The sequence below is a fragment of the Ferdinandcohnia sp. Marseille-Q9671 genome (genome assembly GCF_976954385.1).
Genome location: NZ_CDRJTA010000004.1, coordinates 460,691 through 484,393, shown reverse-complemented (window position 1 = coordinate 484,393; position 23,703 = coordinate 460,691). Strand labels below are relative to the sequence as shown.

The following is a 23,703-nucleotide window of genomic DNA, read 5'->3' as shown; positions in this document are numbered from 1 at the left end:
CGGTTTCTTTTTTGAGGCTTTATTAGTATGCATTTCCAGTATTGAAATTACTTATCTACTTATACTAATCTTACAACGGAATATACGTTGTTCTATATTAGAAAAGGAGTGATACTTATGGCAAGAAGTAGTAATAAATTGCTTGTTCCTGGAATTGAGCAGGCGTTAGATCAAATAAAATTTGAAATTGCCCAAGAATTTGGAGTTAAGCTAGGTTCAGATACAGTATCAAGAGCAAATGGATCTGTTGGCGGCGAGATTACCAAACGCCTCGTATCACAAGCTCAGCATCAATTAAGAGGAGAATAATAAGAAAAGCGTAAGGCGTCCAATTAGCAGTCGAGTATAAGACAAGCGCTCACAGAAGGCACTTCTTGCCTTCAGAAGAGATTGGCTTATGACCTCGAGCAGATGGTGCCTGAAGCTAGACAGTCAAAACTCCATAAAATGGCCAAAAGCCGAGGTTTCCCTCGGCTTTTCAATCGTCATCGTCATCTCGATCGTCATCGTCATCATCTTCGTCATCGTCATCGTCATCATCATAACCACGATTTTTATGATCTTTCTGATGTCCTTTTTCCTCTTTTTTCCGATCCTTTTCTTCTCTTTTCCGCTCTTTCTTTTGCCAGTTTTCTTCCATTTTATTTTGGACCTTTTCTTTTACATGAGCTGGCATATTAGAGTTATCGATGTTCTGTTTGACTTTTTCTTTTACCTGTTCTTTTTTCTCTTTTAGTTCTTCGCGCACATGTTCAGCATTTTGTTTTCTAGTTTCTTTAAATTCTTCTATTACTTCCTGCTGATTAGAATTTCCAGGCTGTGTATTTTGAATTTCTTTTTTCTCTGATTTAACTGGCTGAGTTTTTTTCTCTTGAACTGGCTTAGGAAGCTTATTCTCCTGGATAAGTAGCTTGCCCGTTGATATCCCCTTATCCTTTGCAGCCTTTCTTGTTTCAGCAGTACTCGTAACAGAAGTTACAGCTATTTGTTCTTTTTCATATTCTTCCTTAATTTCATTAATCCCTTTTTGCAGACTTTGATCTACCTCGATGTCATGAGTATCAGTTACAACTGTAGTAATTAACACTTGTTTTCCTTCTTCTAAATAGCCGTTATCTCTACTTTTAAGTATGATTTTATCTGCTATTGAATCAAGTGTATTATTTTTCCAATTAGGTATTGATTCTAATAGTTTTTTTGCCTCTTCATTTAATGCTTCTAAGCTTATGACACGAAGTTCCTCATCCAGTCCAACCTCAAAGCTAGGATTAATATCTATCGACATGTAGGCATACACTTCATCACTCTGTGAAAATGGAATAAATAAAGATAATAATAAAATTGCAACTACTGAGCTTGCAAGTGCGTATCGCCATTTTTTCACTTGAAAGAATGGCTTATTTGAAGTGTTACTTCTTACACGTTCGTTGAGTGGAAAAAAAGGGACTTCTTCACCAATATCATAACTCGCTTTCGTAGCCTTTGCCTTTACGAACTCACCATCAGGGGTTAGCATCGTAATATATTCATCGTTCACATCCATAACGATACCCTTTTTCAACTCTCGAGCACCCCTTTTAAGTAATCTTTTAAATAGATATAGTCACCTGACAAAATAATTGCCATTGCAATAATATATTTTCTATTTCTCTCTATAGTTTTCCGACTTACTGAAACTTTTGCTTCGAGTTGCTTGATTGGAAGTTGCTTCTTTTCAAACAGGATACTCAATAGTTCTTGTTGATCCACGACAGCTTTAGATACCAGTATTGCATTTTGCCTTGCATCCGCGTGTTTTGGTGAAATTTCAAGAAGCTCTTGAAACGATAATCCAAATTCCTGGAGTATCTTAGTAAAATGAAGAATTTCTTCCTTTCGATGCTCCTGCTCTATACTTCGTTGGTAATCATCCACAGAGAGGTGAGCTTCAAGTTTAGATTGTGCACCTTCTTCATCCTGATCTCCATTCGATATAAAGTTCACATTACGTACTCGCGCTTCCTTACGAATGTAATCAATTACTCTTCTTTTTATTAATAGCTCACTGAAGGATAAAAAGGAACTACCCTTTTCAATTGAATACTTTTCTAATGCCTCATTAAACGCAATCATCCCAATACTAAACTCATCGTCTGATTCAGTTACATATCGTTTACAAACTCCTGAAACATTCTTTGCAATAAATGGCTTATAATCCTCGATTAGTTTATTTTGTAGCTTTTGATCTCCCTTTTGGATCTCAATAACGGTTTCTTCCAGAGTGCTTTTACGTTTTCCAATTTTAAACAATAGACTAAGCACTGGTTACACCTCAATTCTCTTTACTATCTGTTAATAGTAGCAAGAGGAAAAAGGGAGTTTCAATAACAATTTTTCACAATACGATGCATATCCTAAAAATATTACAAAAGAACTAATACGAAAGCCTATAGTATATTGAAAAGGTGACAAGCTTTGTAACATTTATATCTTTTTGGTTACATCCACCTCTTTATTTTGTAATTTTTGACTCATTACAGATTTACGTCCGTCCGTTCCTTTTTGAGGGGGTGAATACTTCTTTTTTTCTATTTATGATTAAAACTTTTTACGGTAGCTTGACTTAGGATATTATTACCATCATTCCCACACCTTTATAAGGAAACAATAAACAATAAATAGGTAAAGATGTTGTTCAAAAAGTAGTTTGAATCTCGGCGCCGTTTTATAAAAGGTTAGAAAAGTTAACCAAGTAAATGTGCATGCGTCAACTTAGCAAGGAGATAAATTCCTAAACACAATGCCACAAGGAAAAAAATTCAAGGTAGTTGCCTTACTCCGTTCTTCGAGGCTGTCATCCTTGATCTTCTCGCTTCTAATTCGTCGACTTTTTGAACTAGCACTTAAAAGGAAAGTAGGAATTCTGATGCATACAATGTGGAAGGGCTCAATTAGCTTTGGACTCGTAAATATTCCGATAAAGCTGTTCTCAGCAACGGAAGACAAAGATATAAAACTTCGAAATCTTCATAAGGAATGCAATACACCTATTCAATATGAAAAAACCTGCCCCAATTGTGAAAAAGATATAAGTAATGAGGATATTGTAAAGGGCTATGAATATGTAAAAGGGAAGTTTGTGATTTTAAATGATGAAGAACTTAAAGAACTTAAGGATGAACATGAGGATAAAAGTGTAGAAATCATTGATTTTGTAAAGCTTGAGGAAATTGACCCAATCTATTTTAGCCGCTCTTATTTCATGGGACCTGGAGATAATGGAAGTAAGGCATATGCATTACTTCGGGAGTCATTGCAAAAATCCGGAAAAATTGGGATAGCTGAAATTACAATCCGTTCCAAACAACAAATGGCGATTATACGAGTGTATAAAAACAGTCTTGTTATGGAAACCATTCACTATCCAGACGAAGTACGAAACGTTGGGGAAGTTCCTGGTGTACCTGAAAATGTAGACCTCAATGAAAAAGAACTTGATACCGCAATCATGCTGATTGATCAGCTAACTACAGAGTTTAATCCAGAAAAATATAAGGATGAATATCGAACTGCACTTATGGAACTCATTGAATCGAAGGTAAACAACAATGAAGGAACAACTTCTAAAGAGGCTCCTCGAACGAATGTTGTAGACTTAATGAGTGCACTACAAGCTAGTATTGAACGAACAAAAACGAAGGAAACGGCAACCCCAAAGAAAGCTGCTACTCCAAAAGGAAATGCTAAGCCGAAAACGAAAACGGATGCTCCAAAAGAAACAGATAAACCAGCAATCTCAGCAAAACCTAAGACGAGAACAACACGTAAAAAAGTTGGTTCTTAAATGAAAACGGATAGCGCTCCTTTTTAAGGAGCTTTCTATCCGTTTATTCGCACATAAAAGGAGTGACATGATGCTAAAACCAATGCTCCCTACCCTACATTTTGAGGCACCCAACGGCCCAAACTGGGTATACGAAATTAAATATGATGGATTTCGCGCGATTCTTCATTGGGGAAAGGAAAGCATTCAACTCATTAGTCGAAACGGCAATCTGCTAAATGACCAATTTCCTGAAATTATAAGCCAATGCCGGAAACTTCAGGATGAACTTGCTCCGCATCTACCACTTATTTTTGATGGTGAATTATGTATAGTCGAGTCCCCATTAAAAGCAAGCTTCGAGCTTATTCAAAAACGAGGCCGTTTAAAAAATAATGAAAAAATAAAACAGAGCGCTAATGAACAACCTGCACATTATTTAGTATTTGATTTACTGGAGCATAATGGAAAAAGTATCACTCAACACAGTTTTTCAGAACGAAAACAGGAATTACATAAGCTTTTCGAATCGAAAAACCTCTCCCGTACTGTTAATCCAAACAGTATACAACTTATACAATTGATTACATATGAACATGATTTTGAAGCAATATGGGGAAAGGCTATTGAATATGATGCGGAAGGAATCATTGCCAAAAAGATTGATAGTACGTGGGACGAAGGAAAACGAACCACTAACTGGTATAAAATCAAAAACTGGCAGGTCGGTGTTTTTTTCATTCTCGGGTATGACAAAAAGAACAGCTTCTTTCATGTTGGTGTATTACGAGACAAGCAGGTGTATGAGATTGGTCTATTTTCACATGGTCTCTCTTCAGAGGAGCGACAAGCACTTCTACAAGTTATGCAAACTAACTCCGCAGAAGAAAATGCTAGCTTTATTAAAGTTCAACCAGGTATTTGTGTAGAGCTCTTATATTTAGAATTGTACAAGGAGCAACTGCGGCAGCCGAGCTTTTCAAAATTCAGATTCGATGTTGATTGGCAGGATTGTACGTTCGATAAGCTCATAAAAAAAACGCCAGTTCTACCGGAGGAAATTGAAATTTCGCATCCTGACAAACCTCTTTGGAGGGATAAAACAATCTCGAAGCTGGACTATATCCATTATTTAGTCGAAATTTCTCCTTATATGCTCCCCTTTCTTAAGAATCGGTTATTAACCGTGATTCGTTATCCTCACGGGATGTATGGCGAATCGTTTTACCAAAAAAATTGTCCGGATTATGCACCTGAATTTATACAAACGTCTATGAGTGAGGGGATCAACTATATTGTTTGCAATGATTTAAAAACACTAACCTGGTTAGGAAACCAGTTGTCATTTGAATTTCATATTCCTTTCCAAACGATTCATTCGAGAGGGCCGTCTGAGATTGTGTTTGACTTGGACCCTCCATCAAGAGATGCATTTCCTTTAGCAATCAAAGCAGCCACGATTTTAAAGGATGTCTTTGAAGGTTTAAAATTACGTTCATTTGTTAAAACCTCGGGGAATAAAGGTATACAAATCTATATACCCCTTCCGGAAAACCGATTTACATACGATGATACAAGACGTTTCACTGAGTTTATTGCCAACTATTTAGTTACAATGGAACCCGATCTCTTCACTACGGAAAGACTTAAAAAGAATCGTGGAAACCGATTATATGTAGACTATGTTCAACATGCTGAAGGTAAAACAATTGTTGCGCCATATTCAGTTCGTGGCAATGATGGTGCCTATGTTGCTACCCCTCTCTATTGGGAGGAAGTGACAGAGGAATTATCAATTGAGGATTTCCCGTTAGAAACGATTATTGAAAGAGTCAATGAAAACGGCTGCCCGTTTGCAACGTATTTTCAAGCGAAAGACGAACAGCAATTAGAGCCGGTGTTGGAGTTTCTCACGAAGGGTTAAGATGTGTACAATCTAGGGTGAGCTTTGTATGAAGGTCGCTTCTAATTTGTTGCTTCACTGGAAGGTTCTTCATCGGACTTATGAAAGACTTTTTAAGGCTTGTTTCATCTCAAACAGTCCTTCATTTACCTTATGAAGGACTCTTTATGCCTCATTTCATCTCAAACAGTCCTTCATCTACCTTATGAAGGACTCTTTTACCCTCTTTCCATCGGCAGCAGTCCTTCATTCCCCCCATGAAGGACCCGTTAAGCTTCACTTCCCGAATAACTCCATCTATCATCCAAAAACCCCTGCAAATTATTCCTGTGCTCGTCTTCTAGTCTCTTTATCAAACAAACTATATACAATTGGAATAACGAATAGGGTTAACAATGTGCTGCTCAATAATCCACCAATGACTGTAATGCCCATTGGTTGGTTAAATTCAGAGCCTTCTCCAATTCCCAAGGCTAGAGGCAAAAGCCCTAATATTGTGGTGGAGGCAGTCATTAACACAGGCCGTGTGCGGTCTTTTACTGACATAACAATCGCTTCAAAAGAACTCGTGCCATCTTCTTTTTTCTTATTAATATAATCTACTATCACAATGGCATTATTTACAACAATCCCGGCAAGCACAATAATTCCAATGATAGCTGTAATACCAATTGGAGTTTTTGTTACATAGAGGCCGATTGCCACCCCAATTACCATCAAAGGTACCGTAAACATAATAACCAACGGATATTTGAGCGATTCAAACTGAGCTGCCATGACAATATAAATAAGTATCAATGCAAGCACGAACGCAAGCATCATTTGATCAATCGATGAATCGAGAAGTTCCTTATCACCGCTATAAATGATATCAGTCTCATCCGAAAGATTCATTTCCTTAATTTTCTCGTCCACTTTATTTGAAATGGCTCCAAGATTAGTCGTAGTTGCATACTTAACAGTAAATTGAACGGCATGCTGTTGATCAATTCGGCGGACTGTTAGCGGTCCTTTCCCAACCTCAATCTCAGCTACTTCATCTAATCTGACAAAGGTATTTGCTCTAGTTTTTAAAAGTAAATCTTTTAGCCCTTCAATATTATTCGTTAGATCACGTTCATAACTCACATTTACATTATAAATATTATTTTCATTTTCTGTTAGTTGAAGGGCACGCGTTCCCCTTGTCACATCATTTACTGTAGAGGCGATTTGGACAGGCACAAGGCCCTCTTCAAATGCCTTTTCCCTGTCAATTGATATTTGTACTTCCTCTCTTGTTTTTGAAATATCAGTTGAAACCTCAGTAATCTCCTTGATCTCAGTTAAAGATGTGGCGATTTTATCAACTGCCTCCTCTAGTCTAGCCTTGTTTGTATCTTTTACATGAAAATTCAACGTATTTGGTGTAGAACCTGAGGATGATTGAAGATTAAAAGTAACCTTCGCATCCGGATGGTGTTTTGTTATTTTGGATTCAATCGCCTTTTTTTCAGTATCTACAAATTCAAAAGTAGATCGATTTCGCTCTTTTATGTCGACCATTTTGATATATATTTCAGCTTCATTAGAACTCCCCCCACCTCTAAAACTTTTCTCTTGAGTGGTCCCAACTAAGCTCACATACACATCAACATCATTTTTATCTGCCAAATGTTCTTCAATTTCCTTAATCGTTTTTTGCGTTTCATGTAATGGAGTTCCATTCTCTAGCTTTACATGTATTGTAAAAAAACCCTCGTCACTTTTCGGAATAAATTCTGTTCCAACGGTAAAAAGTCCGAGGACACTTATTCCAAATATCAATAGAGTTGTTACAAGCACTAGAATACGGTTTTGTAGTGACCATCTAGTTACCTTCTCTAACATTACCATTCCACTTGATTCCTGGCGTTTTTGTTCTAGATCCTCATTTGGTTTCTTTAAAAAGCGACTAGCTAGCATAGGAACAACTGTGAGTGCGACAATGAGAGACGCAAACAGGCTAAACGCAATTGTTACCGCAAATTCAGTAAACAACTCCCCTATTAATCCAGTGATAAATACGACTGGTAAAAAGACGGCAACTGTTGTCAATGTGGACGCAATAATAGCTGTTCCAATTTCCTTCGTACCTTCTGCAGCAGCTTGTTTTGGATCCTTTCCCATTGATAAATGCCGGTATATGTTCTCGATCACAACAATTGAATTATCCACTAGCATCCCAATTCCTAGTGCAAGTCCACCTAATGTAAGAATATTTAAGGAAAAATCCGAAAAATACATTAACACAAACGTAACAATCACAGAATAGGGAATCGCAATTCCAATGATGAGCGGACTTTTCACACTTCTTAGGAAAAAGAAAAGCACAATCATTGCAAAAAGACCACCAAGTAGTAGTGTAGTTGTAATATTGCCAATTGCTACTTTCACATAGTCTCCCTGATCAAAAAGAACATCAGCATGTACATTTTCATACTTTTCCAATGAAAGCTTCTTTTCTAATTCTTTTTGAAAAGCCTCCGACACCATCGCTGTATTTGCATCAGACTCCTGGAGGACACTTACGAGCATGGCTGGTTCCATATTCGCTCGTGTAATTGTATTGACCGTTTCAGGTTCAATCCTGATTTCTGCAAGCTCATCTAAGACTACTTTTTCTCCTAACAGTGGATCAATTGTTATGGAAAGCTCCTTTAGATCTTCAATAGAATTCAAATTACTAATTACCCTTGTTGTGAGCTCTCTTTCATCAGAAGTTATTGTATTTCCAGGCAGGGAGATTGAATTTGCCCGGAGTATCGTGACGATATCTTCCTGGGTAAGAGCATATTCTTCCAAACGCTCTTGGTGTAGCTCAACTTTTATCTGTTCTGACACCACACCAGAGAGATTGACGCTTGCTACACCTTCAACCTTAGTAAGCTCAAGTGTAAGGTCTTCAGCTAATTCCTGCAGCCCTTTATCATCACCTTCCATACTTAGAGAGAATTGAATAATTGGAAACTGTGATGGATCAAATTTTAAAAACCGAGGTGCTTCCGCATCCTCTGTAATTTGAGTCTGATTAATCCTACTTAAAATGTCATTTTCAATATCATCAACAGAGGTTGTCCAAGAAAATTGTAATAAAATGAAAGCCGCCCCCTCTTGAGAAGTGGAAGACATTGTTTTTAAACCTGGTAAGGTGGACAAGCTTTGTTCAAGAGGCTTTGTGACTTTGTCTGAGACCTCACTGGGACTTGCACCAAAATAATTGGCAACTACCACACCTACTGGTGGATTTATATCCGGTATTAATTTTAATGGAATATTTAGTAAGGAAACAAAGCCTAAAATAATAACTAAAAACATTGTCACTAAAGTAAAAGTAGGTCGTTTTATCGAAAAGTTGCTTATATTCATAAACCAGTACCTCGTTTCAAGAAAAGTACAATATGATTGTCATTATGCCCATTTTTTTACAGGTTAGATGACAATTATTTATAAAAAAACTGCGCACTCAATATTGAGTGCGCAGTTTCTCTTACGTAACATTTAACCCATTTTTAAAATGGTTATTCTTTCAAGTCCTCAATCGAGTCGATGTCCATGTATGATGGTACGACTAGGCCGATCTTTGTACCTTCAAGGTTAGCACCAAGATCTTCGAATTTCCCGTCAAATTTTTCTACATAGTCTGCATGTGTGATAGGTAACCAACCGGCAACGTGTGCATCAACTGATCCATCTGCAACACCAGTCCACATTGGACCTGCCTCTACTTGGCTCATCTTCACTTCATAACCCAGATCTGTTAAAACTTTAGCAACAATATTTGTACTAGCAATTTCACTATCCCAAGCAACGTATGCTAATTTTACTTCTTCACCATTTCCTTCTTGTACACCCTCAGTCCATTCCGCAACTTTTTCAGCATTCTCTTCGACCCATTTTGCAGCGGCTTCCTCAGGTTTCGCACCATCTTGAATTTCGACCATTACGCTTGCCATATTATCTGCAGTCCAATTGAATTGATCCAATAATGTATGAACTCCTGGTAAATCTTCCTTTAATCCAAGTCTTGCAATACTATGAATATTTTCTTCCCCACCAAATACGCCTTTTGGATCTTCTAGATACTTAAGATCGAAAGCAGAGAATTTCCAATGTGGTGTCCAACCTGTAATGATAATCGGTTCTTCTTTATCATATGCTTTCTTTAACGAAGCTGTCATAGCTGCACCAGAGCCTTCGATTAACGTCCAATCCTCTAGGCCATATTCTTCAATTGCTGAAGCTGTAGCCTTCATAATACCTGCACCTGGGTCAATCCCAACAATCTCATAGTCTACACTTTCTCCGACTGACGCTGTAGACTTATCTGTAGTACCTGCTTCCTCGGAATCCCCACCACATGCAGCAAGTCCTAAAGTGAATCCAATTGCTAATGATGCTTTTACTAGTTTTTTTAACATTATACAGTTCCCCCTTGTTTATTTTTTCCTATATTTTGAGTAATCCGGTCTAAAATGATTGCAACAATAACAATCGCAAGACCAGCTTCAAAACCAGTTCCTGTTTGTAGCTGTGTAACTGCTCGGTACACATCTGCTCCTAATCCTGGTGCTCCAACCATTGAGGCGATGACCACCATTGATAGTGCTAGCATGATACTTTGGTTAATTCCAGCCATAATAGTTGGCATTGCTAACGGAATTTGAACCTTTAGTAATCTTTGTTTGGTTGTAGATCCAAATGCCTCAGTTGCCTCAATTAAATCCTTCGGTACTTGAGTGATACCAAGGATGGTCAGTCTTATCGTTGGTGGCATCGCAAAGATAACAGATGCAACCACACCTGGAACGACACCAATGTTGAAGAAGAAAATAGCTGGTAATAAATAGACAAATGCTGGCATTGTTTGCATGAAGTCTAATATCGGTATCACAACACTACCCACTCTTTTACTTTGTGAAGCCCATATTCCAAGAGGTATACCAAGAATAATTGATATTCCCACCGAGGTTAAAACAAGTGCAATTGTTTCAAGCATATTGTCCCAGTAGCCTAAATTGTCGATTAAAAGTAACCCAATTAGAGTAAATAGAGCAATTTTCCAATTGCAAATTTTCCAAGCAACTACACCTAAAATAAGTGCCAATAAAATCGATGGGATAAATCCTAGACCCAAAACGATTCCCTCAACGAATCCCTCTAGTCCAACTGCGATCCCTTCGAATAAAAATTCAAAGTTAGAAACTAACCAATCTGTCAAACTGTCAATCCAGTCAGCAATAGGTAGTTTTGGTAATAAACCTTCCATTATAGAGCCTCCCTTTCATTACTTGGAGGGAGTTGTTTAGCCCCAAAGTCATTAATATAGGTATCATTACCTGCTAGTGCACCAATTACAGCACCTCGAATAACAATACCCTTAAGACGTTTTTGTTCATCCACAACAGCAACTGGAATCGTCGCTTGTGAAACATCATCAAATAAATCAACAAGTAATGTACTAGTTTCAACGGTTTTTAGATTCGTTTCCATAACATCTGTTAATGACAGACTTTGCTCAACAGCCTTTGAAGCTTCCACTGCACTAACTGCACCAACAAGCTTATTCTGTTTATCAACGATATAAACCGTAGAAAGACCATTATCCTTCATTATTTTAAGAGCAAGTCTTGCTCCTTTATCAACCTGAACAGTTTCCGCGCGTTTCACAATATGTCCCGCAGTGAGAACCTTAGACAGGTCTACATCTTCGACAAATCTTTCTACATACTCATTGGATGGGTTCATTAGAATTTCTTCAGGGGTTCCAATTTGCACGATGTTTCCATCCTTCATTAAGGCAATACGGTCGCCGATTCGTAATGCTTCATCAAGGTCATGAGTTATAAATACGATTGTTTTTTCCATTGAACCCTGTAATTCAATGAGTTCATCCTGCATTTCTTTACGGATCAATGGATCCAAGGCACTAAACGCTTCATCCATTAATAAAATGTCCGGGTCATTGGCAAGTGCACGTGCTAACCCTACACGTTGCTGCATCCCACCGCTCAATTGGTCTGGATACTGATTTTCATAGCCTTCAAGACCAACCAACTTAAGTGCTTCTAACGCTTTTTCGGAACGTTCTTGCTTCGATACTCCTTGAATTTCTAAACCATACTCAGTATTTTGAAGAACTGTCTTATGAGGAAATAAAGCGAAGCGCTGAAACACCATACTAAGCTTTTTCCGACGAACTTCACGTATCTCTTCCTTGTTCATGGAAACAACATCTTTACCGTCAATATAAATATGACCAGTAGTTGGTTCTATTAATCTATTTAATAGGCGGACTAACGTAGATTTCCCACTACCCGACAAGCCCATAATGACAAAAATTTCACCGGGATACACTTCGAAGCTCGCTTGATTTACACCAACAGTAGAGCCTGTACTTTTAAGAATTTCATGTTTTGATTTACCTTCCTTCAGTAACTGGATTGCCTTTTTATGCTGTCTACCGAAGATCTTTGTTACATTGTTAACCTTTATTTTTATCTGTTTTTCACTTTCCATTCTTTCACCTCAATCTTACATAATCATAAAAGAAACGCTCCTTGAACATCATTAAAGATCCCAAATGAACAAGTAGTACCGAATAACCATGACTTTTTAATTGTAGTAATGATTTCCAAAATACTCAAAGCGGTATAAATGGCATATTCCGCCGTAAACTTCGTAAAGTTAAAACTGTACGTACTTTACATACTTTACACTTAAAATCCCTCCTTAATCCTCCAATATCCTTTTATCTGCTACTCTTTACATTCATTGTTCAAATGGGTAGGCTATATATATCAATCACTTTTGTTGTAGGATGTGAAATATTTGCAAGGCGAAGATAAGCTAGAAAAAGCGCGTGAACGGGTAATTGATGCAATTGCTCAAAATATGAATTTATACGGGGTAACACCTTCTGTAGGTAGACTCTGGGGTCTGATGTATTTTCATGATGAACCGATGACACTGGATGAAATGAAGCTAGAACTAGGGATGAGTAAAACTAGTATGAGTACGTCTGTTCGCAACTTAGTTGATTTGAAAATGGTCGACAAGGTTTGGAAAAAAGGGATTCGGAAAGACCTATATGAAGTAGAAGAGGATTGGTATCAGACTTTCATTGACTTCTTTACGATTAAATGGAGGAACGGTATTTCCATGAATGTGAGTGCTATTCAAAAATCGTTAACAGAATTGAAGGAGCTCTTAGAGGACGAGCAAATAAATGAAGATGTTAAAGAGGAAGCAAGAAACGATATACCCAAGTTAAATAGCGCACTAGAATATTATTTTTGGTTAGATCGGCTAGTCGATAGCTTTGAATCACATGAAATCTTTACATTTGTTCCAAAGAAATAACATTTATGTACAAAACTTTTCTTATATTAAGTCTACATAAGAAGACGCCTGAAAACTTCATTTGTATAGTCCCATTCTCATACCCTACAGTATGGGGGTGAGAAAATGCCATTATGGGGCTGGCTACTAGTCTTTTTTGGAGGAATACTCTTAGTAGGGTTTATCTTAGACCGATTATCAAACAGTAAACAAGACACTAACTCCCGACAAATTCAAAAGCATGTAGATGAAGTAAAAAGAGATCAAACCGATTTTCATCATTTTCTATAGATAACAATAGAAAAACAGCTCGACCACAAAGGTCGAGCTGTTTTGATTTACATTTCAAACTTTTGTGATTCAGGGTAATCATTGTCTACCCATGCAACACCTTCGTTTAACTGATAACCTGAAATAACCACAAGCCCAAGCATTAACAACAAGAAAAACTTCTTCATACCTACCACTCCTTTTATTGATATAAATGACTGTGCTTTTTCAAAGAGGCATTTGCCTTTGAAAAATAATAACTTGCTAATTTATATTTATGATGATCTTGATAGTTTTTGGCGAGTTCCTCCGCATAGTAAGCTACCTGGAGGTGATGATCAATTCCTTCAAAATAAGGGAGAGCGTCCTTCTCAATAAATTTCGTCAGCTTCTCAGATTTATTTAGTAAATAATCATAATAAATAAAATGAATCTTAAATTCAGGAAGTGTCGAATTATTTTCTACTAAAGCAAATCCCTTTTCCAACCATTTACGACAATTCTTCACATCTTCAACTTTATAATATTCTTCAATTATCCCATGGATAGAACGAAGTCTACTAACTACCATATGCTCTTCTTTGTTTTCTAAACTACAAAGATATTGCTCGATTGCCTCGTTTGACCTTCCGAGTTTTGAAAAAAGAACACCGCGGTTATGTTGAATTAATCCTAATAATGAAGTATCTTTTATTCCCTCTGCTACTTTCGTTGCGAGTAAATAATTCTCTTCTGCCATCTCAAATTCATCAATTTTTTCATAGCAAATTCCTAATAGAATTTGACATTCTGCACTTCTTTTTAAATCATAAAGAGATTGATAGATTGCGAGTGCTTTTTGAATATATACAATACTCAAGGCTAATTTTCCCATTCGGTTATTATTTAACCCTTTATAATAGTACAAATCAGCCGTTTCCCAGCTTTCAAAGTGTACACTGCTTGTTAAAATATCTTCCGCAATCTTGTAATGCTCGGACGCTATTGAAAACTGGTTTTTCAAATAATAAAATTGAGCAATAAACTTTTCATAAAAGTAATTCATCTTAATATCAAAAATATCTCGAAATAAATCAATTTTCTTGATCTGATCTTCAGCTTTCTCTAATTGGTTTACAAACAGAAGATACCGTAGCTCAAAGAGTACAAAGAAAATAGCTACCCTAGAGTCGCTCGGGTTTTTGTCTTTTTCGTAGGTCTCATAATATGTAACTACATCTTCTCTTTTTCGAGCTATCATCATGTGATACCAATCGTGAAGTTCCTTTAGTTTTGTAATTTCTTCATGTTCGATTAGCTTAATTCCCAATCGGTCACATAGCAATTCAAGAACCTCGATACTAGCGGAGGTTTGGTTATTTTCAATTTTAGAAAGATAAGAAATTGAGATAATCTCTTGTGCCAGCTCTTCTTGCGTCAAATTGTTTTGAATTCGAAAGAAACGTATTCTACTTCCTATCTCCATGATTCATTCCCTCTCATTGAATGGTTATAGAGGATGTTCAAAAACACCAAATGATAAGTCTCAAATCTTGGCGTCATTTCGATTTCTCCGGTCGAAAAACCGCAATCTCCCTGACCTTCTATGCATTTAGGTTCGTCAACTTTTTGAACATATACTTATATACTCTTTCGAGAAAACTAGTAAAAACCCTTTTTTTATTACTAGGAAATATGGCTTATTTTCACTTGTTTTTACAACCAAGCTATTAAAAACATATGCTGTATTCAAAATAGATATGAAAAATCAGCCTTAAATGAGTAATTTGAACTATCCCCACGTCTATTAGAATAGGAAAAAAACGGCCCTACCGAGGACCGTTTCACCTATTTCTTTGTAATTTTCGCTAGTTCTGTTGCCCCAGCTGTTGACTGATCATTGCCCAATTTCTCAAATGATTCCACTGCATCAAAATTGGTAATAACGATTGGGGTGATCGTACTAGAAGCTTTTTCTCTTACAAGATCCAAATCAAATGTGACCAATTTACTTCCTACATCAACCTTGTCTCCTACTTCAATATGAGTAGTGAAACCTTCTCCTTTCATATTAACTGTCTCCAGTCCAATATGAATGAGTAGCTCCAATCCTAATTCTGTTTTTATTCCAATTGCATGTTTCGTTGGAAAAACTTGAACAATCTCACCCTTTACCGGAGACACTATTTCCCCTACAGTGGGATCAATTGCAAGTCCGTCTCCCATCATTTTTTGAGAAAATACAGGATCTGGAACTTCTTCTAAAGAAAGTACTTTCCCTGTTGCAGGAGCAACCAATATTTCTTCACTCTTCGTGTTCTTACTTCCAAATAATTTTTTAAACATAATAACCCTCCAAAAACTAAAATCACTAGCGCCTTGGTGTAGTTTGCACCAAGATTTCTACGAGCTTTGCTTGAAAACTTCCTTTAAAAATCTGAGGCTTCAACTTTATCCAGCCATTATGAAGCTAAATTAAATAGGAATACCTACTTTCATTTTCCCCTATTATTACGATACGTTGTAACCTGTCTGAATAAAATTAATACAGTACTAGTTGTATCATACCCATTTCCATAAAAAAAGAATTATGATCTATTTTATTCTTATTTGCATTTTTTTGTCTAATCAGAAATCACAATTGAAGGATTATCAAATAAAATGTCGAACATGTAAAAGAATTGTATTCCAAACTTTTGGGAAGGGGTAACCGTATCTTGCTAGATCATGTTGGACATGTCTTATATCACGTACTTATCGTTATATTTCCTATTCTTCTTTATTATTTACTTGTGATTCAAGACAAGAGCACTACACCACGTCTTCATACGAGAAAATTACTAGTAATGTTTCTAATTATCCTTCTTTTAACAATGACTTTTCCAGTTAGTTATGCAAATGGATTTAGTTATGATTTTCGGATTATCCCCATCATCCTAGCATTACTATATCTCGGGTTGTTAGAGGGAATGGTTGTAATTCTAATTATGTTGTTTTATCTACTTGTTAGTGGGGATACTGGAGTATTATTATCCTTTATGAATTACACAGTTATTATTATTATTTTTTATTTTCTTAAAAAAAGATTTCATTCACTAATGCTACATAGTAAGCTGTTTACTTTGAGTTGCATATATAGTGTGATTGTCCTCACAAGGGGTATTACACTGATAAAGAATAATGAAATGGAACAAATCTTTATCATGCTTCTCTTCTCTTTCATTACTTGGATTACATTACTATTGGTTATCCTTCTCATAGAAAACCTCGAACAGCAAATAAAGATACACAATGAGTTAAGACGTTCTGAGAAACTTAATGTGATAAGTCAATTGGCTGCTTCTGTAGCCCACGAGGTACGAAATCCATTAACAACGGTAAACGGGTTTTTACAGCTAATTAATCAAGATCAAAATATTACAGAAAAGCAGCGAAGTTATATTGATATTACACTTTCAGAGTTACAGCGTGCTCAATCCATTATTAATGATTATTTATCATTGGCTAAACCAAATAATAGTAGTACACATGTGGTTAATATAAGTGAAGAATTGACAAAAACCGTTGAACTGATGACATCCTACACGAATATCCAAAATATCGAGGTTACATCTTCAATTGAGGATTCGCTATTTATAAATGGTAATAAAGATGAAATTAAGCAAGTGCTTATTAATTTAATAAAAAATGCAATTGAGGCAATAGATAAGGATGGTTTGTTACAAATTACTGCATTTCCAAAGAACCAGGATATAATTGTAAAAATAACGGATAATGGACATGGGATGAGCAAGGAGCAGCTTTCTAGAATTGGAACACCCTTTTATTCAACTAAGGACAAGGGGACCGGTGTTGGACTAACAATATGTTTTCAAATCATTGATCAATTAAAAGGAAGTATTGATGTTGAGAGTGCGGTTGGAAAAGGAACTTCATTTATTATTAAGCTCCCAATGTATCAACCCCCTCCTTCTTAAAGGTAATGAGGTGATGTGAATGTGTGGAAGATTTACGCTTTTTGCAAAGTTCGATGAAATAGTAAATCGGTTCGACATTGAGGCGGCAATTGAACAGGATTTATACGAACCAAGTTTTAATGTAGCACCCTCCCATTCCGTTCTATCTGTTATTAATGATGGCACATGCAATCGATTAGGTTATCTTAAGTGGGGGCTAATTCCTTCATGGGCCAAGGATGAAAAAATTGGCTACAAAATGATCAACGCACGAGCTGAAACACTTACAGAGAAACCAAGTTTCCGGCAAGCCTTTAAGCAAAGACGTTGTTTAGTAATTGCAGATAGTTTTTTTGAATGGAAAAAAGGTGCAGACAATACAAAAACACCGATGAGAATCAAATTAAAATCTGATGAATTATTTGCAATGGCAGGGATTTGGGAGAGATGGAAATCTCCCACTGGTCACACATTGTTTTCATGCTCTGTTATTACCACATCTCCTAATGAACTTATGAGTGATATCCATGATCGAATGCCTGTCATTTTGAAAAGGGAAGATGAACATAAATGGCTAGATCCTACACTAGAGGACGTCTCTAAAGTATCAAGTTTACTTAGACCATTACCGGCCGATGTGATGGAGGCTTACGAGGTATCCTCATTAGTGAACTCCCCACGCAATAATTCACCTAATCTAATTCAAAGGATCTGCTAACGAATGTCGACTGTTCTACACATGAGCAGTCGTTTTTATTTTGTTTAAGAAAGATATTTCCACTTGATAAAGCTAGTCTAGTGACATCAACTTGAGAGAAATCAGCTTATAGCCTTACCTCAGTATATTTTAAACGTATGTTTTTCTAAAACAACACGTCTAGTTTCTAATCTTAAGCATTGATAACATAGTTTACCGAAAGCGTTTTCTAACATTTTTTATCATTTAAAATTTATTCACAATTGACAAAATTCGTGTTAAACTTACAAATATTATATTATTATAAGTATAATTTCTATTATCTCATCAAAGGCCGTTGGCAAACAAGAGGAGGAAACAATGTGAAAAACATGTATCACAAATGGAATCAGATTAGCCTGGTAACTCGAATATTTGCAGGCATTGTGATTGGTATTCTTCTAGCTTTATTAGTACCTGATGGGGCTAAGTGGATTTCCATATTGGGATCATTATTTGTGGGTGCTTTAAAAGCTGTTGCACCAGTATTGGTCTTATTCCTTGTTATCAGCGCCATTTCTAAACACAGGAGTGGTACTCAAACAAATATCAAATCTATTATTGGTTTATATGCTATTAGTACATTTCTAGCAGGTTTTGTAGCTGTAGTTGCAAGTTTTATCTTTCCGGTTAGACTTTCACTTGTTACAGGTGCAGACGGAGTTACTCCACCAAGTGGAATTATCGAGGTGCTTGAAACCCTCCTATTTAATATTGTCGATAATCCAATCAATGCATTAATCAATGCAAATTATATTGGGATATTAGCTTGGGGTATTTTACTAGGAGTTGCATTAAAAAATGCAACTGATACAACGAAAACATTACTTTCTAATGTATCTGACGCTATCACCACTATAGTTAAATGGATTATTAGTTTAGCACCTATCGGAATCATGGGACTTGTGTACGATGCAATTTCAACGAACGGGCTTGACGCACTTCTAGATTATGGGAAATTACTAGGACTATTACTTGGCTGTATGTTCTTTATTGCATTAGTTGTTAACCCTATCATTGTTTACTTATATACTCGTCAAAATCCATATCCACTTGTCTTTAGAACGTTAAGAGAAAGTGGTATTACAGCATTCTTTACTCGTAGTTCTGCGGCTAACATTCCCGTTAATATGAATCTTTGTGAAAAGCTTGGATTAAATAAGGATACGTACGCTATATCTATCCCATTAGGTGGCACAATTAACATGGCCGGGGCAGCTGTTACAATTTCTGTTTTAACTCTAGCCGCTGTTCATACACTTGGCATTGAAGTTGATTTTGCTACTGCTCTTATTCTAAGTGTATTATCAGCAGTATCTGCTGCAGGTGCTTCTGGTGTTGCAGGTGGTTCACTCTTACTCATTCCTTTAGCATCCAGTTTATTTGGGATTCCAAACGACGTGGCAATGCAAGTTGTTGGTGTAGGCTTTATCATCGGTGTATTACAGGACTCTTGTGAAACTGCACTAAACTCATCTTCTGACGTACTTTTCACAGCAACGGCAGAATATGCAAAAAAGCGTAAGGAAAAGAAGGAGACAGCTATTAAGTCTGCGTAAGCTTCTCCTACTATTATTTTGTTTTAAAAAAGGCATTGCCCAGGGCAATGCCTTTTATTTGTTTACGTGAACTCGAGGTAAAAGTATCATAAATTCGGTTCCAATACCCTTTTCACTGGTAACCTTTATTTTCCCTTTCAAAGAACGAACAATCTGAAAACTCACCATCATTCCTAGGCCAGTCCCATTTTCCTTCAAAGAATAGTACGGAGATCCTAGTCTATTAATTTGTGTTTTAGTCATGCCAATTCCTTGATCTTTAATTATAATCTTTATATATCCATCATCAGTTGTATTACATGTTACCTGTACAACTCCACCATTTGGCATAGATTCAATCGCATTTTTCATAATATTGATAAAAGACTGGTTCAGTTTTTGAGGATTCGCATAAACCCAACAATTATCTTGGGGCTCAGTTTTAATCTCAACATTGTAGTTCAGTGCATAACCATGAACGATATTTACGACACGTTGCAACTGATAACTCACGTCAACTTTTTCATCATTTAGTAAAGGTCTTCCAAACGATAAAAATTCAGTTATGATTTCATTTGCACGATCTAATTCCTCAATAGATATTTGAATGTATTCCTTTTTTTCATCTGACAATTCAGGTTCATTTAGGAGTTGAAGATAACCACGAGTAACCTGCATTGGATTTCGAATTTCATGAGCGAATACACTTGTAAGCTCACTTATCACTTGTAACTTTTCCATTTCCTGCATTTCTGAACGTAGCTGGTGAATGTCCCTAATCGTTTCAATTAGAATTGTGAAGAAATAAATAACTACAATCACAAAAAGAAGATGTACTATTTGTATTTTAAGGTAGTCTAGGGAAAAACCTCTTAGAATACCAGAAATAATAATACCCACTACACAATAGTAAAATGAAAGACTTACTGCAATCTTGATTTTTTTTTCCTTTTTTGATGTATCAAACAATTTTTGAAAAAACAATATAACAGGCACAGATACAACTAAGACAAGAACTGTAGTAGTAAAACCTATGCTTATCCCAAAATAAAGCCGAGAGAGTACGATAATAAGCGATAGTATAATGGTCGGCCAAAAACCGCCATAAAGACTCCCAAATAATAAAGGGATGATTCTAAGGTCCAAACGAGCATTTTCAGCAAAGTTTACTGGGAAAAGCATGCAGAGCAATATCGATACGCCCCATAATATACTCATAAGAACGTTACGCTTTGCATCACTCTTGACCCTTTCCTTAATAAAAGTGAAATAAACAAATATAGGTATCACGATAACTGTCAATTGCAACAAAAAATCCTTAATTATACTCATTTTAGTGACCTTTCCTATGTTGTTTTTTTCCGTGACTAATCTACTATACATAGAAAAAGCCCCTGATAATCACTGATTACCAAGAGCCTTTATTAATGATTCCGATTGGGTTCGAACCAACGACCTCCACCCTGTCAAGGTGGCGCTCTCCCAGCTGAGCTACGGAATCATAATATAAGAATAATTCATAATATACATCTGTTTTTAAAATTTGTCAATCAAAATTCTGGGATCAGGTTTTTTGTCCCTGTAAAAATATGGTGGTGGGACAAGGTTCCTGTCCCCCTGTCCCACCAAAAATATTGACATATACCGGATTTATAGGCTATATATATATAAGTAAGTTAAATGACAATTTCATAATCGCTGAATTCCCAATTTGGGAAGCGGGGGAACCATTACGTCCAACAGGGCAATCGGGGTGAATCCTTTTTTAAAAGGTAGGATAATACTCTTCATCCGAATCCGACAGCTAACCTCGTAAGCATATGGAGAGAGCATAGTTGCCAAAAACTATATAGCCACGAGCATTCTCTCGTGGCTTTTTGTATCTTCATATGTATATCTCCAAAGTAAGCAAACTTCCCGTTGCTGACAGAATACGAATTAAAAACTATTACAAGAGGAGGTTATTTATGTCATTAACCAAAAAGATTTTATTAGGTTTAGGTTTGGGTGCAGTTGTTGGTTTTCTGTTAAATATAACATCTCCAGACTTATTTACATTCGCAAATACATGGGTTTTTGTTCCACTTGGTCAAATTTTCCTAAGTTTAATTAAGATGCTTGTCGTACCGATTGTCTTGGTATCTATTACTCTAGGAGTTGCTGGTCTTGGCGATCCAAAAAAGCTTGGTAGAATTGGTGCAAAGACTATTACGTACTTTATCGCAACGACTACTATTGCCATTTCAATAGGTATAGCACTTGCATCCCTTTTTAAACCGGGTGCTGGTGGAGGCTTCGATACTGAGGGAGCTACGTATGAAGGAGCAACAGAAGCTCCCCCATTTATGGAAACATTAATTGGTATTATTCCCACAAATCCAATAACAGCAATGAATGATGCAAATATGCTTCAAATCATTACATTTTCACTCTTTATAGGTTTAGCGTTAACTGTCTTAGGTGAAAAAACAAAAGGGATATTAAATCTATTTGAACAAGCTAATGAGGTTTTAATGTACCTTGTTAATTTAGTGATGAAGACAGCGCCGTATGGTACGTTTGGATTAATTGCGACTGCTATCGGTAGCCAAGGGTATGATGCGATAAAAGCAATGATAGCTTATTTCCTTATTGTACTTGCCGCTCTTCTACTTCACGCTGTTATCACCTATGGTGGAACTGTAGCATTTTTAGCAAAGCGAAATCCAATTGAGTTTATTAAGGGCTTTGCACCGGCGATGACGGTTGCATTTAGTACCTCAAGTAGTAGTGCTACTCTTCCAATTTCAATGGAGACAGCACAAAAGAATCTAAAGGTTCCAGAACCGATTAGTAGTTTTGTTCAACCATTAGGTGCTACGATTAACATGGATGGTACAGCTATTATGCAGGGGGTAGCAACAATTTTCATTGCCCAGGTATTCGGTTATGATCTGTCATTTTCACAAATTATTGTGGTTATTTTAACTGCAGTTCTTGCAAGTATAGGTACTGCAGGGGTTCCAGGTGTAGGCTTAATTATGCTAGCCATGGTTCTCCAAGCTGTTGGTCTTCCACCAGAAGGTATTGGGTTAATTATTGGTATTGACCGATTACTTGATATGACGCGAACAGCAATCAATATTACTGGTGATGCGGCATGTGCAGTTTATGTTGCAGAATCTGAAAAGAAACGTCTGGATAAAGCAACTGCCTAATACTATAATAAAAGCGACAGGATGATGTTCCTGTCGCTTTCATTTTATGCAAAACGCCAAAATTTATTTGATTTTAACAGTATGGAGGATACATAAAGATGACGGTTAATAAAGGCACAGTTAGGGAAATGACTATACATAGTAAGATTTTAGATGAAGAGATGGAGCTTATCGTGTATTTACCAGCAACCTTCTCCCCTCTCTATAAATACAATATCCTCATTGCACAAGATGGTCGTGATTATTTTAACCTTGGTAGACTTGCACGAGTAGCAGATGAACTTCTAGCAACTGGACAAATTAGTAACACGATCATTGCTGGTGTTCCTTATAAAAGTGTTGCCGATAGGCGCGAGAAGTACCATCCAACTGGCGGACAGCATCATAAATACAAACGTTTTTTAGGGGAAGAGCTCGTACCGTTTCTTGATCATGAATTTCCAACTTATCAAATGGGGCTAGGTCGCGCTTTAATTGGTGATTCCCTTGGAGCCACTGTCTCGCTTCTAACAGCTCTAGAATATCCGCATACATTTGGAAAGGTGATGATGCAATCACCTTACGTGGATGATAACTTAATCAAACAGGTTGAAGATTTTCAAGAACCACAACTCCTCGATTTGTACCATGTAATTGGTACAGGGGAAATTGAAGTAAAAACAACAAAAGGCGAAGTCGAGGATTTTCTTACACCGAATCGAGAGCTACACGACATTCTAATCAAAAAAGGATACCCTTATTTTTATGAAGAGTTTAATGGAAATCATACTTGGACCTATTGGCAGCCCGATTTACCAAGAGCTCTTACAAAAATGTTGAAATAACTGTAAATTTTTATTGTGTTTCTACTTTCAATTTTAAAAATTTGATATAATTGTATTACTATTTTTTTGTGAAGTTTTTCCGCTTTTGTTCACAAGGTACAGGTTTTGAAAACTTACTTACCATTAGGAGGGCAATAAA

At 36.6% G+C, this 23,703-nt stretch carries 20 protein-coding genes, 1 tRNA gene and 1 riboswitch; of the genes, 10 read left to right on the top strand and 11 right to left on the bottom strand.

Annotation, left to right across the window (positions count from 1 at the left end):
* The first annotated feature begins 117 nt into the window (after positions 1 to 117).
* Entirely contained in the window at positions 118 to 309 is a 192-nt protein-coding gene (locus ACWNMY_RS17610; RefSeq protein WP_412966213.1) for a small, acid-soluble spore protein, alpha/beta type, read from the top strand.
* Positions 310 to 478: 169 nt separating this feature from the next.
* On the opposite strand, the gene ACWNMY_RS17605 is transcribed toward ACWNMY_RS17610, so the two are convergent.
* Together ACWNMY_RS17605 and sigI are read right to left on the bottom strand one after the other, a co-directional pair.
* On the bottom strand, positions 479 to 1,561 hold the full coding sequence (locus ACWNMY_RS17605; RefSeq protein WP_449539556.1) for an anti-sigma factor domain-containing protein: 1,083 nt from the start codon (positions 1,559 to 1,561) through the stop codon (positions 479 to 481).
* Positions 1,558 to 2,301 (bottom strand): RNA polymerase sigma factor SigI, encoded by a 744-nt coding sequence (gene sigI, locus ACWNMY_RS17600; protein WP_449539555.1) that lies wholly within the window; start codon positions 2,299 to 2,301, stop codon positions 1,558 to 1,560. Before sigI ends, ACWNMY_RS17605 begins: the two co-directional genes overlap by 4 nt.
* Before the next feature lie 604 nt (positions 2,302 to 2,905).
* On the opposite strand from sigI, the gene ku reads away from it, so the two are divergent.
* Complete coding sequence (gene ku / locus ACWNMY_RS17595; protein ID WP_449539554.1) at positions 2,906 to 3,823, top strand: non-homologous end joining protein Ku; 918 nt, start codon at positions 2,906 to 2,908, stop codon at positions 3,821 to 3,823.
* A gap of 70 nt (positions 3,824 to 3,893) precedes the next feature.
* Positions 3,894 to 5,726 carry a DNA ligase D gene (locus ACWNMY_RS17590; protein ID WP_449539553.1) on the top strand — a complete coding sequence of 611 codons (1,833 nt, stop codon included), beginning with the start codon at positions 3,894 to 3,896 and terminating at the stop codon, positions 5,724 to 5,726.
* A 151-nt stretch (positions 5,727 to 5,877) separates the two neighbouring features.
* Here the strand turns inward: ACWNMY_RS17590 and ACWNMY_RS17585 are convergent, their stop codons facing one another.
* The 5 genes from ACWNMY_RS17585 to proV form a co-directional block, all read right to left on the bottom strand.
* Complete coding sequence (locus ACWNMY_RS17585; protein WP_449539552.1) at positions 5,878 to 6,009, bottom strand: hypothetical protein; 132 nt, start codon at positions 6,007 to 6,009, stop codon at positions 5,878 to 5,880.
* Positions 6,010 to 6,026: 17 nt separating this feature from the next.
* On the bottom strand, positions 6,027 to 9,092 hold the full coding sequence (locus ACWNMY_RS17580) for an efflux RND transporter permease subunit (RefSeq protein WP_449539551.1): 3,066 nt from the start codon (positions 9,090 to 9,092) through the stop codon (positions 6,027 to 6,029).
* 152 nt (positions 9,093 to 9,244) lie between these two features.
* Positions 9,245 to 10,144 carry a glycine betaine ABC transporter substrate-binding protein gene (locus ACWNMY_RS17575; RefSeq protein WP_449539550.1) on the bottom strand — a complete coding sequence of 300 codons (900 nt, stop codon included), beginning with the start codon at positions 10,142 to 10,144 and terminating at the stop codon, positions 9,245 to 9,247.
* Entirely contained in the window at positions 10,144 to 10,992 is an 849-nt protein-coding gene (locus ACWNMY_RS17570) for an ABC transporter permease (protein WP_449539549.1), read from the bottom strand. The genes ACWNMY_RS17575 and ACWNMY_RS17570 overlap by 1 nt, the downstream gene beginning before the upstream one ends.
* On the bottom strand, positions 10,992 to 12,242 hold the full coding sequence (gene proV, locus ACWNMY_RS17565; protein WP_449539548.1) for a glycine betaine/L-proline ABC transporter ATP-binding protein ProV: 1,251 nt from the start codon (positions 12,240 to 12,242) through the stop codon (positions 10,992 to 10,994). Before proV ends, ACWNMY_RS17570 begins: the two co-directional genes overlap by 1 nt.
* A 312-nt stretch (positions 12,243 to 12,554) precedes the next feature.
* Here proV and cudC point away from each other — a divergent pair, with 312 nt between their 5' ends.
* Together cudC and ACWNMY_RS17555 are read left to right on the top strand one after the other, a co-directional pair.
* Entirely contained in the window at positions 12,555 to 13,085 is a 531-nt protein-coding gene (gene cudC, locus ACWNMY_RS17560; protein ID WP_449539547.1) for a choline uptake/conversion transcriptional regulator CudC, read from the top strand.
* 105 nt (positions 13,086 to 13,190) lie between these two features.
* Positions 13,191 to 13,355: a hypothetical protein gene (locus tag ACWNMY_RS17555; RefSeq protein WP_449539546.1), complete on the top strand. Its 165-nt coding sequence runs from the start codon at positions 13,191 to 13,193 to the stop codon at positions 13,353 to 13,355.
* Between the two features lie 181 nt (positions 13,356 to 13,536).
* Here the strand turns inward: ACWNMY_RS17555 and ACWNMY_RS17550 are convergent, their stop codons facing one another.
* Positions 13,537 to 14,799 carry a helix-turn-helix domain-containing protein gene (locus ACWNMY_RS17550; protein WP_449539545.1) on the bottom strand — a complete coding sequence of 421 codons (1,263 nt, stop codon included), beginning with the start codon at positions 14,797 to 14,799 and terminating at the stop codon, positions 13,537 to 13,539.
* A 362-nt stretch (positions 14,800 to 15,161) separates the two neighbouring features.
* On the bottom strand, positions 15,162 to 15,659 hold the full coding sequence (locus tag ACWNMY_RS17545) for a PTS sugar transporter subunit IIA (RefSeq protein WP_449539544.1): 498 nt from the start codon (positions 15,657 to 15,659) through the stop codon (positions 15,162 to 15,164).
* Positions 15,660 to 16,030: 371 nt separating this feature from the next.
* Between ACWNMY_RS17545 and ACWNMY_RS17540 the strand changes: the two genes are divergently transcribed.
* From ACWNMY_RS17540 to sstT, 3 genes are all read left to right on the top strand, one after another.
* Positions 16,031 to 17,290 carry an ATP-binding protein gene (locus tag ACWNMY_RS17540; protein ID WP_449539543.1) on the top strand — a complete coding sequence of 420 codons (1,260 nt, stop codon included), beginning with the start codon at positions 16,031 to 16,033 and terminating at the stop codon, positions 17,288 to 17,290.
* Positions 17,291 to 17,309: 19 nt separating this feature from the next.
* Positions 17,310 to 17,987 carry an SOS response-associated peptidase gene (locus ACWNMY_RS17535; RefSeq protein WP_449539542.1) on the top strand — a complete coding sequence of 226 codons (678 nt, stop codon included), beginning with the start codon at positions 17,310 to 17,312 and terminating at the stop codon, positions 17,985 to 17,987.
* Positions 17,988 to 18,337: 350 nt separating this feature from the next.
* A complete protein-coding gene (gene sstT / locus ACWNMY_RS17530; protein ID WP_449540480.1) occupies positions 18,338 to 19,564 on the top strand; it encodes a serine/threonine transporter SstT in 1,227 nt (408 codons plus the stop codon).
* Positions 19,565 to 19,618: 54 nt separating this feature from the next.
* Here sstT and ACWNMY_RS17525 read toward each other — a convergent pair whose 3' ends face one another.
* Entirely contained in the window at positions 19,619 to 20,875 is a 1,257-nt protein-coding gene (locus ACWNMY_RS17525) for an ATP-binding protein (protein ID WP_449539541.1), read from the bottom strand.
* A 96-nt stretch (positions 20,876 to 20,971) separates the two neighbouring features.
* Positions 20,972 to 21,044, bottom strand: a tRNA-Val gene (locus ACWNMY_RS17520).
* A gap of 185 nt (positions 21,045 to 21,229) precedes the next feature.
* A riboswitch (cyclic di-AMP (ydaO/yuaA leader) is annotated at positions 21,230 to 21,378 on the top strand.
* Positions 21,379 to 21,510: 132 nt separating this feature from the next.
* Here ACWNMY_RS17520 and ACWNMY_RS17515 point away from each other — a divergent pair.
* A complete protein-coding gene (locus ACWNMY_RS17515) occupies positions 21,511 to 22,740 on the top strand; it encodes a dicarboxylate/amino acid:cation symporter (protein WP_449539540.1) in 1,230 nt (409 codons plus the stop codon).
* 98 nt (positions 22,741 to 22,838) lie between these two features.
* Positions 22,839 to 23,564 (top strand): alpha/beta hydrolase, encoded by a 726-nt coding sequence (locus tag ACWNMY_RS17510; protein WP_449539539.1) that lies wholly within the window; start codon positions 22,839 to 22,841, stop codon positions 23,562 to 23,564.
* Positions 23,565 to 23,703 lie beyond the last annotated feature (139 nt).

Bases quoted from the DNA above. Each gene is read 5' to 3' on its own strand.
- ACWNMY_RS17550 (WP_449539545.1), bottom strand. From the start codon at position 14,799: ATGGAGATAGGAAGTAGAATACGTTTCTTTCGAATTCAAAACAATTTG.
- ACWNMY_RS17510 (WP_449539539.1), top strand. From the start codon at position 22,839: ATGACGGTTAATAAAGGCACAGTTAGGGAAATGACTATACATAGTAAG.
- ku (WP_449539554.1), top strand. From the start codon at position 2,906: ATGCATACAATGTGGAAGGGCTCAATTAGCTTTGGACTCGTAAATATT.
- ACWNMY_RS17575 (WP_449539550.1), bottom strand. From the start codon at position 10,144: ATGTTAAAAAAACTAGTAAAAGCATCATTAGCAATTGGATTCACTTTA.
- ACWNMY_RS17570 (WP_449539549.1), bottom strand. From the start codon at position 10,992: ATGGAAGGTTTATTACCAAAACTACCTATTGCTGACTGGATTGACAGT.
- sstT (WP_449540480.1), top strand. From the start codon at position 18,338: ATGTATCACAAATGGAATCAGATTAGCCTGGTAACTCGAATATTTGCA.
- ACWNMY_RS17585 (WP_449539552.1), bottom strand. From the start codon at position 6,009: ATGATAGATGGAGTTATTCGGGAAGTGAAGCTTAACGGGTCCTTCATG.
- ACWNMY_RS17580 (WP_449539551.1), bottom strand. From the start codon at position 9,092: ATGAATATAAGCAACTTTTCGATAAAACGACCTACTTTTACTTTAGTG.
- ACWNMY_RS17535 (WP_449539542.1), top strand. From the start codon at position 17,310: ATGTGTGGAAGATTTACGCTTTTTGCAAAGTTCGATGAAATAGTAAAT.
- ACWNMY_RS17515 (WP_449539540.1), top strand. From the start codon at position 21,511: ATGTCATTAACCAAAAAGATTTTATTAGGTTTAGGTTTGGGTGCAGTT.
- ACWNMY_RS17590 (WP_449539553.1), top strand. From the start codon at position 3,894: ATGCTAAAACCAATGCTCCCTACCCTACATTTTGAGGCACCCAACGGC.
- ACWNMY_RS17555 (WP_449539546.1), top strand. From the start codon at position 13,191: ATGCCATTATGGGGCTGGCTACTAGTCTTTTTTGGAGGAATACTCTTA.
- ACWNMY_RS17545 (WP_449539544.1), bottom strand. From the start codon at position 15,659: ATGTTTAAAAAATTATTTGGAAGTAAGAACACGAAGAGTGAAGAAATA.
- proV (WP_449539548.1), bottom strand. From the start codon at position 12,242: ATGGAAAGTGAAAAACAGATAAAAATAAAGGTTAACAATGTAACAAAG.
- ACWNMY_RS17610 (WP_412966213.1), top strand. From the start codon at position 118: ATGGCAAGAAGTAGTAATAAATTGCTTGTTCCTGGAATTGAGCAGGCG.
- ACWNMY_RS17525 (WP_449539541.1), bottom strand. From the start codon at position 20,875: ATGAGTATAATTAAGGATTTTTTGTTGCAATTGACAGTTATCGTGATA.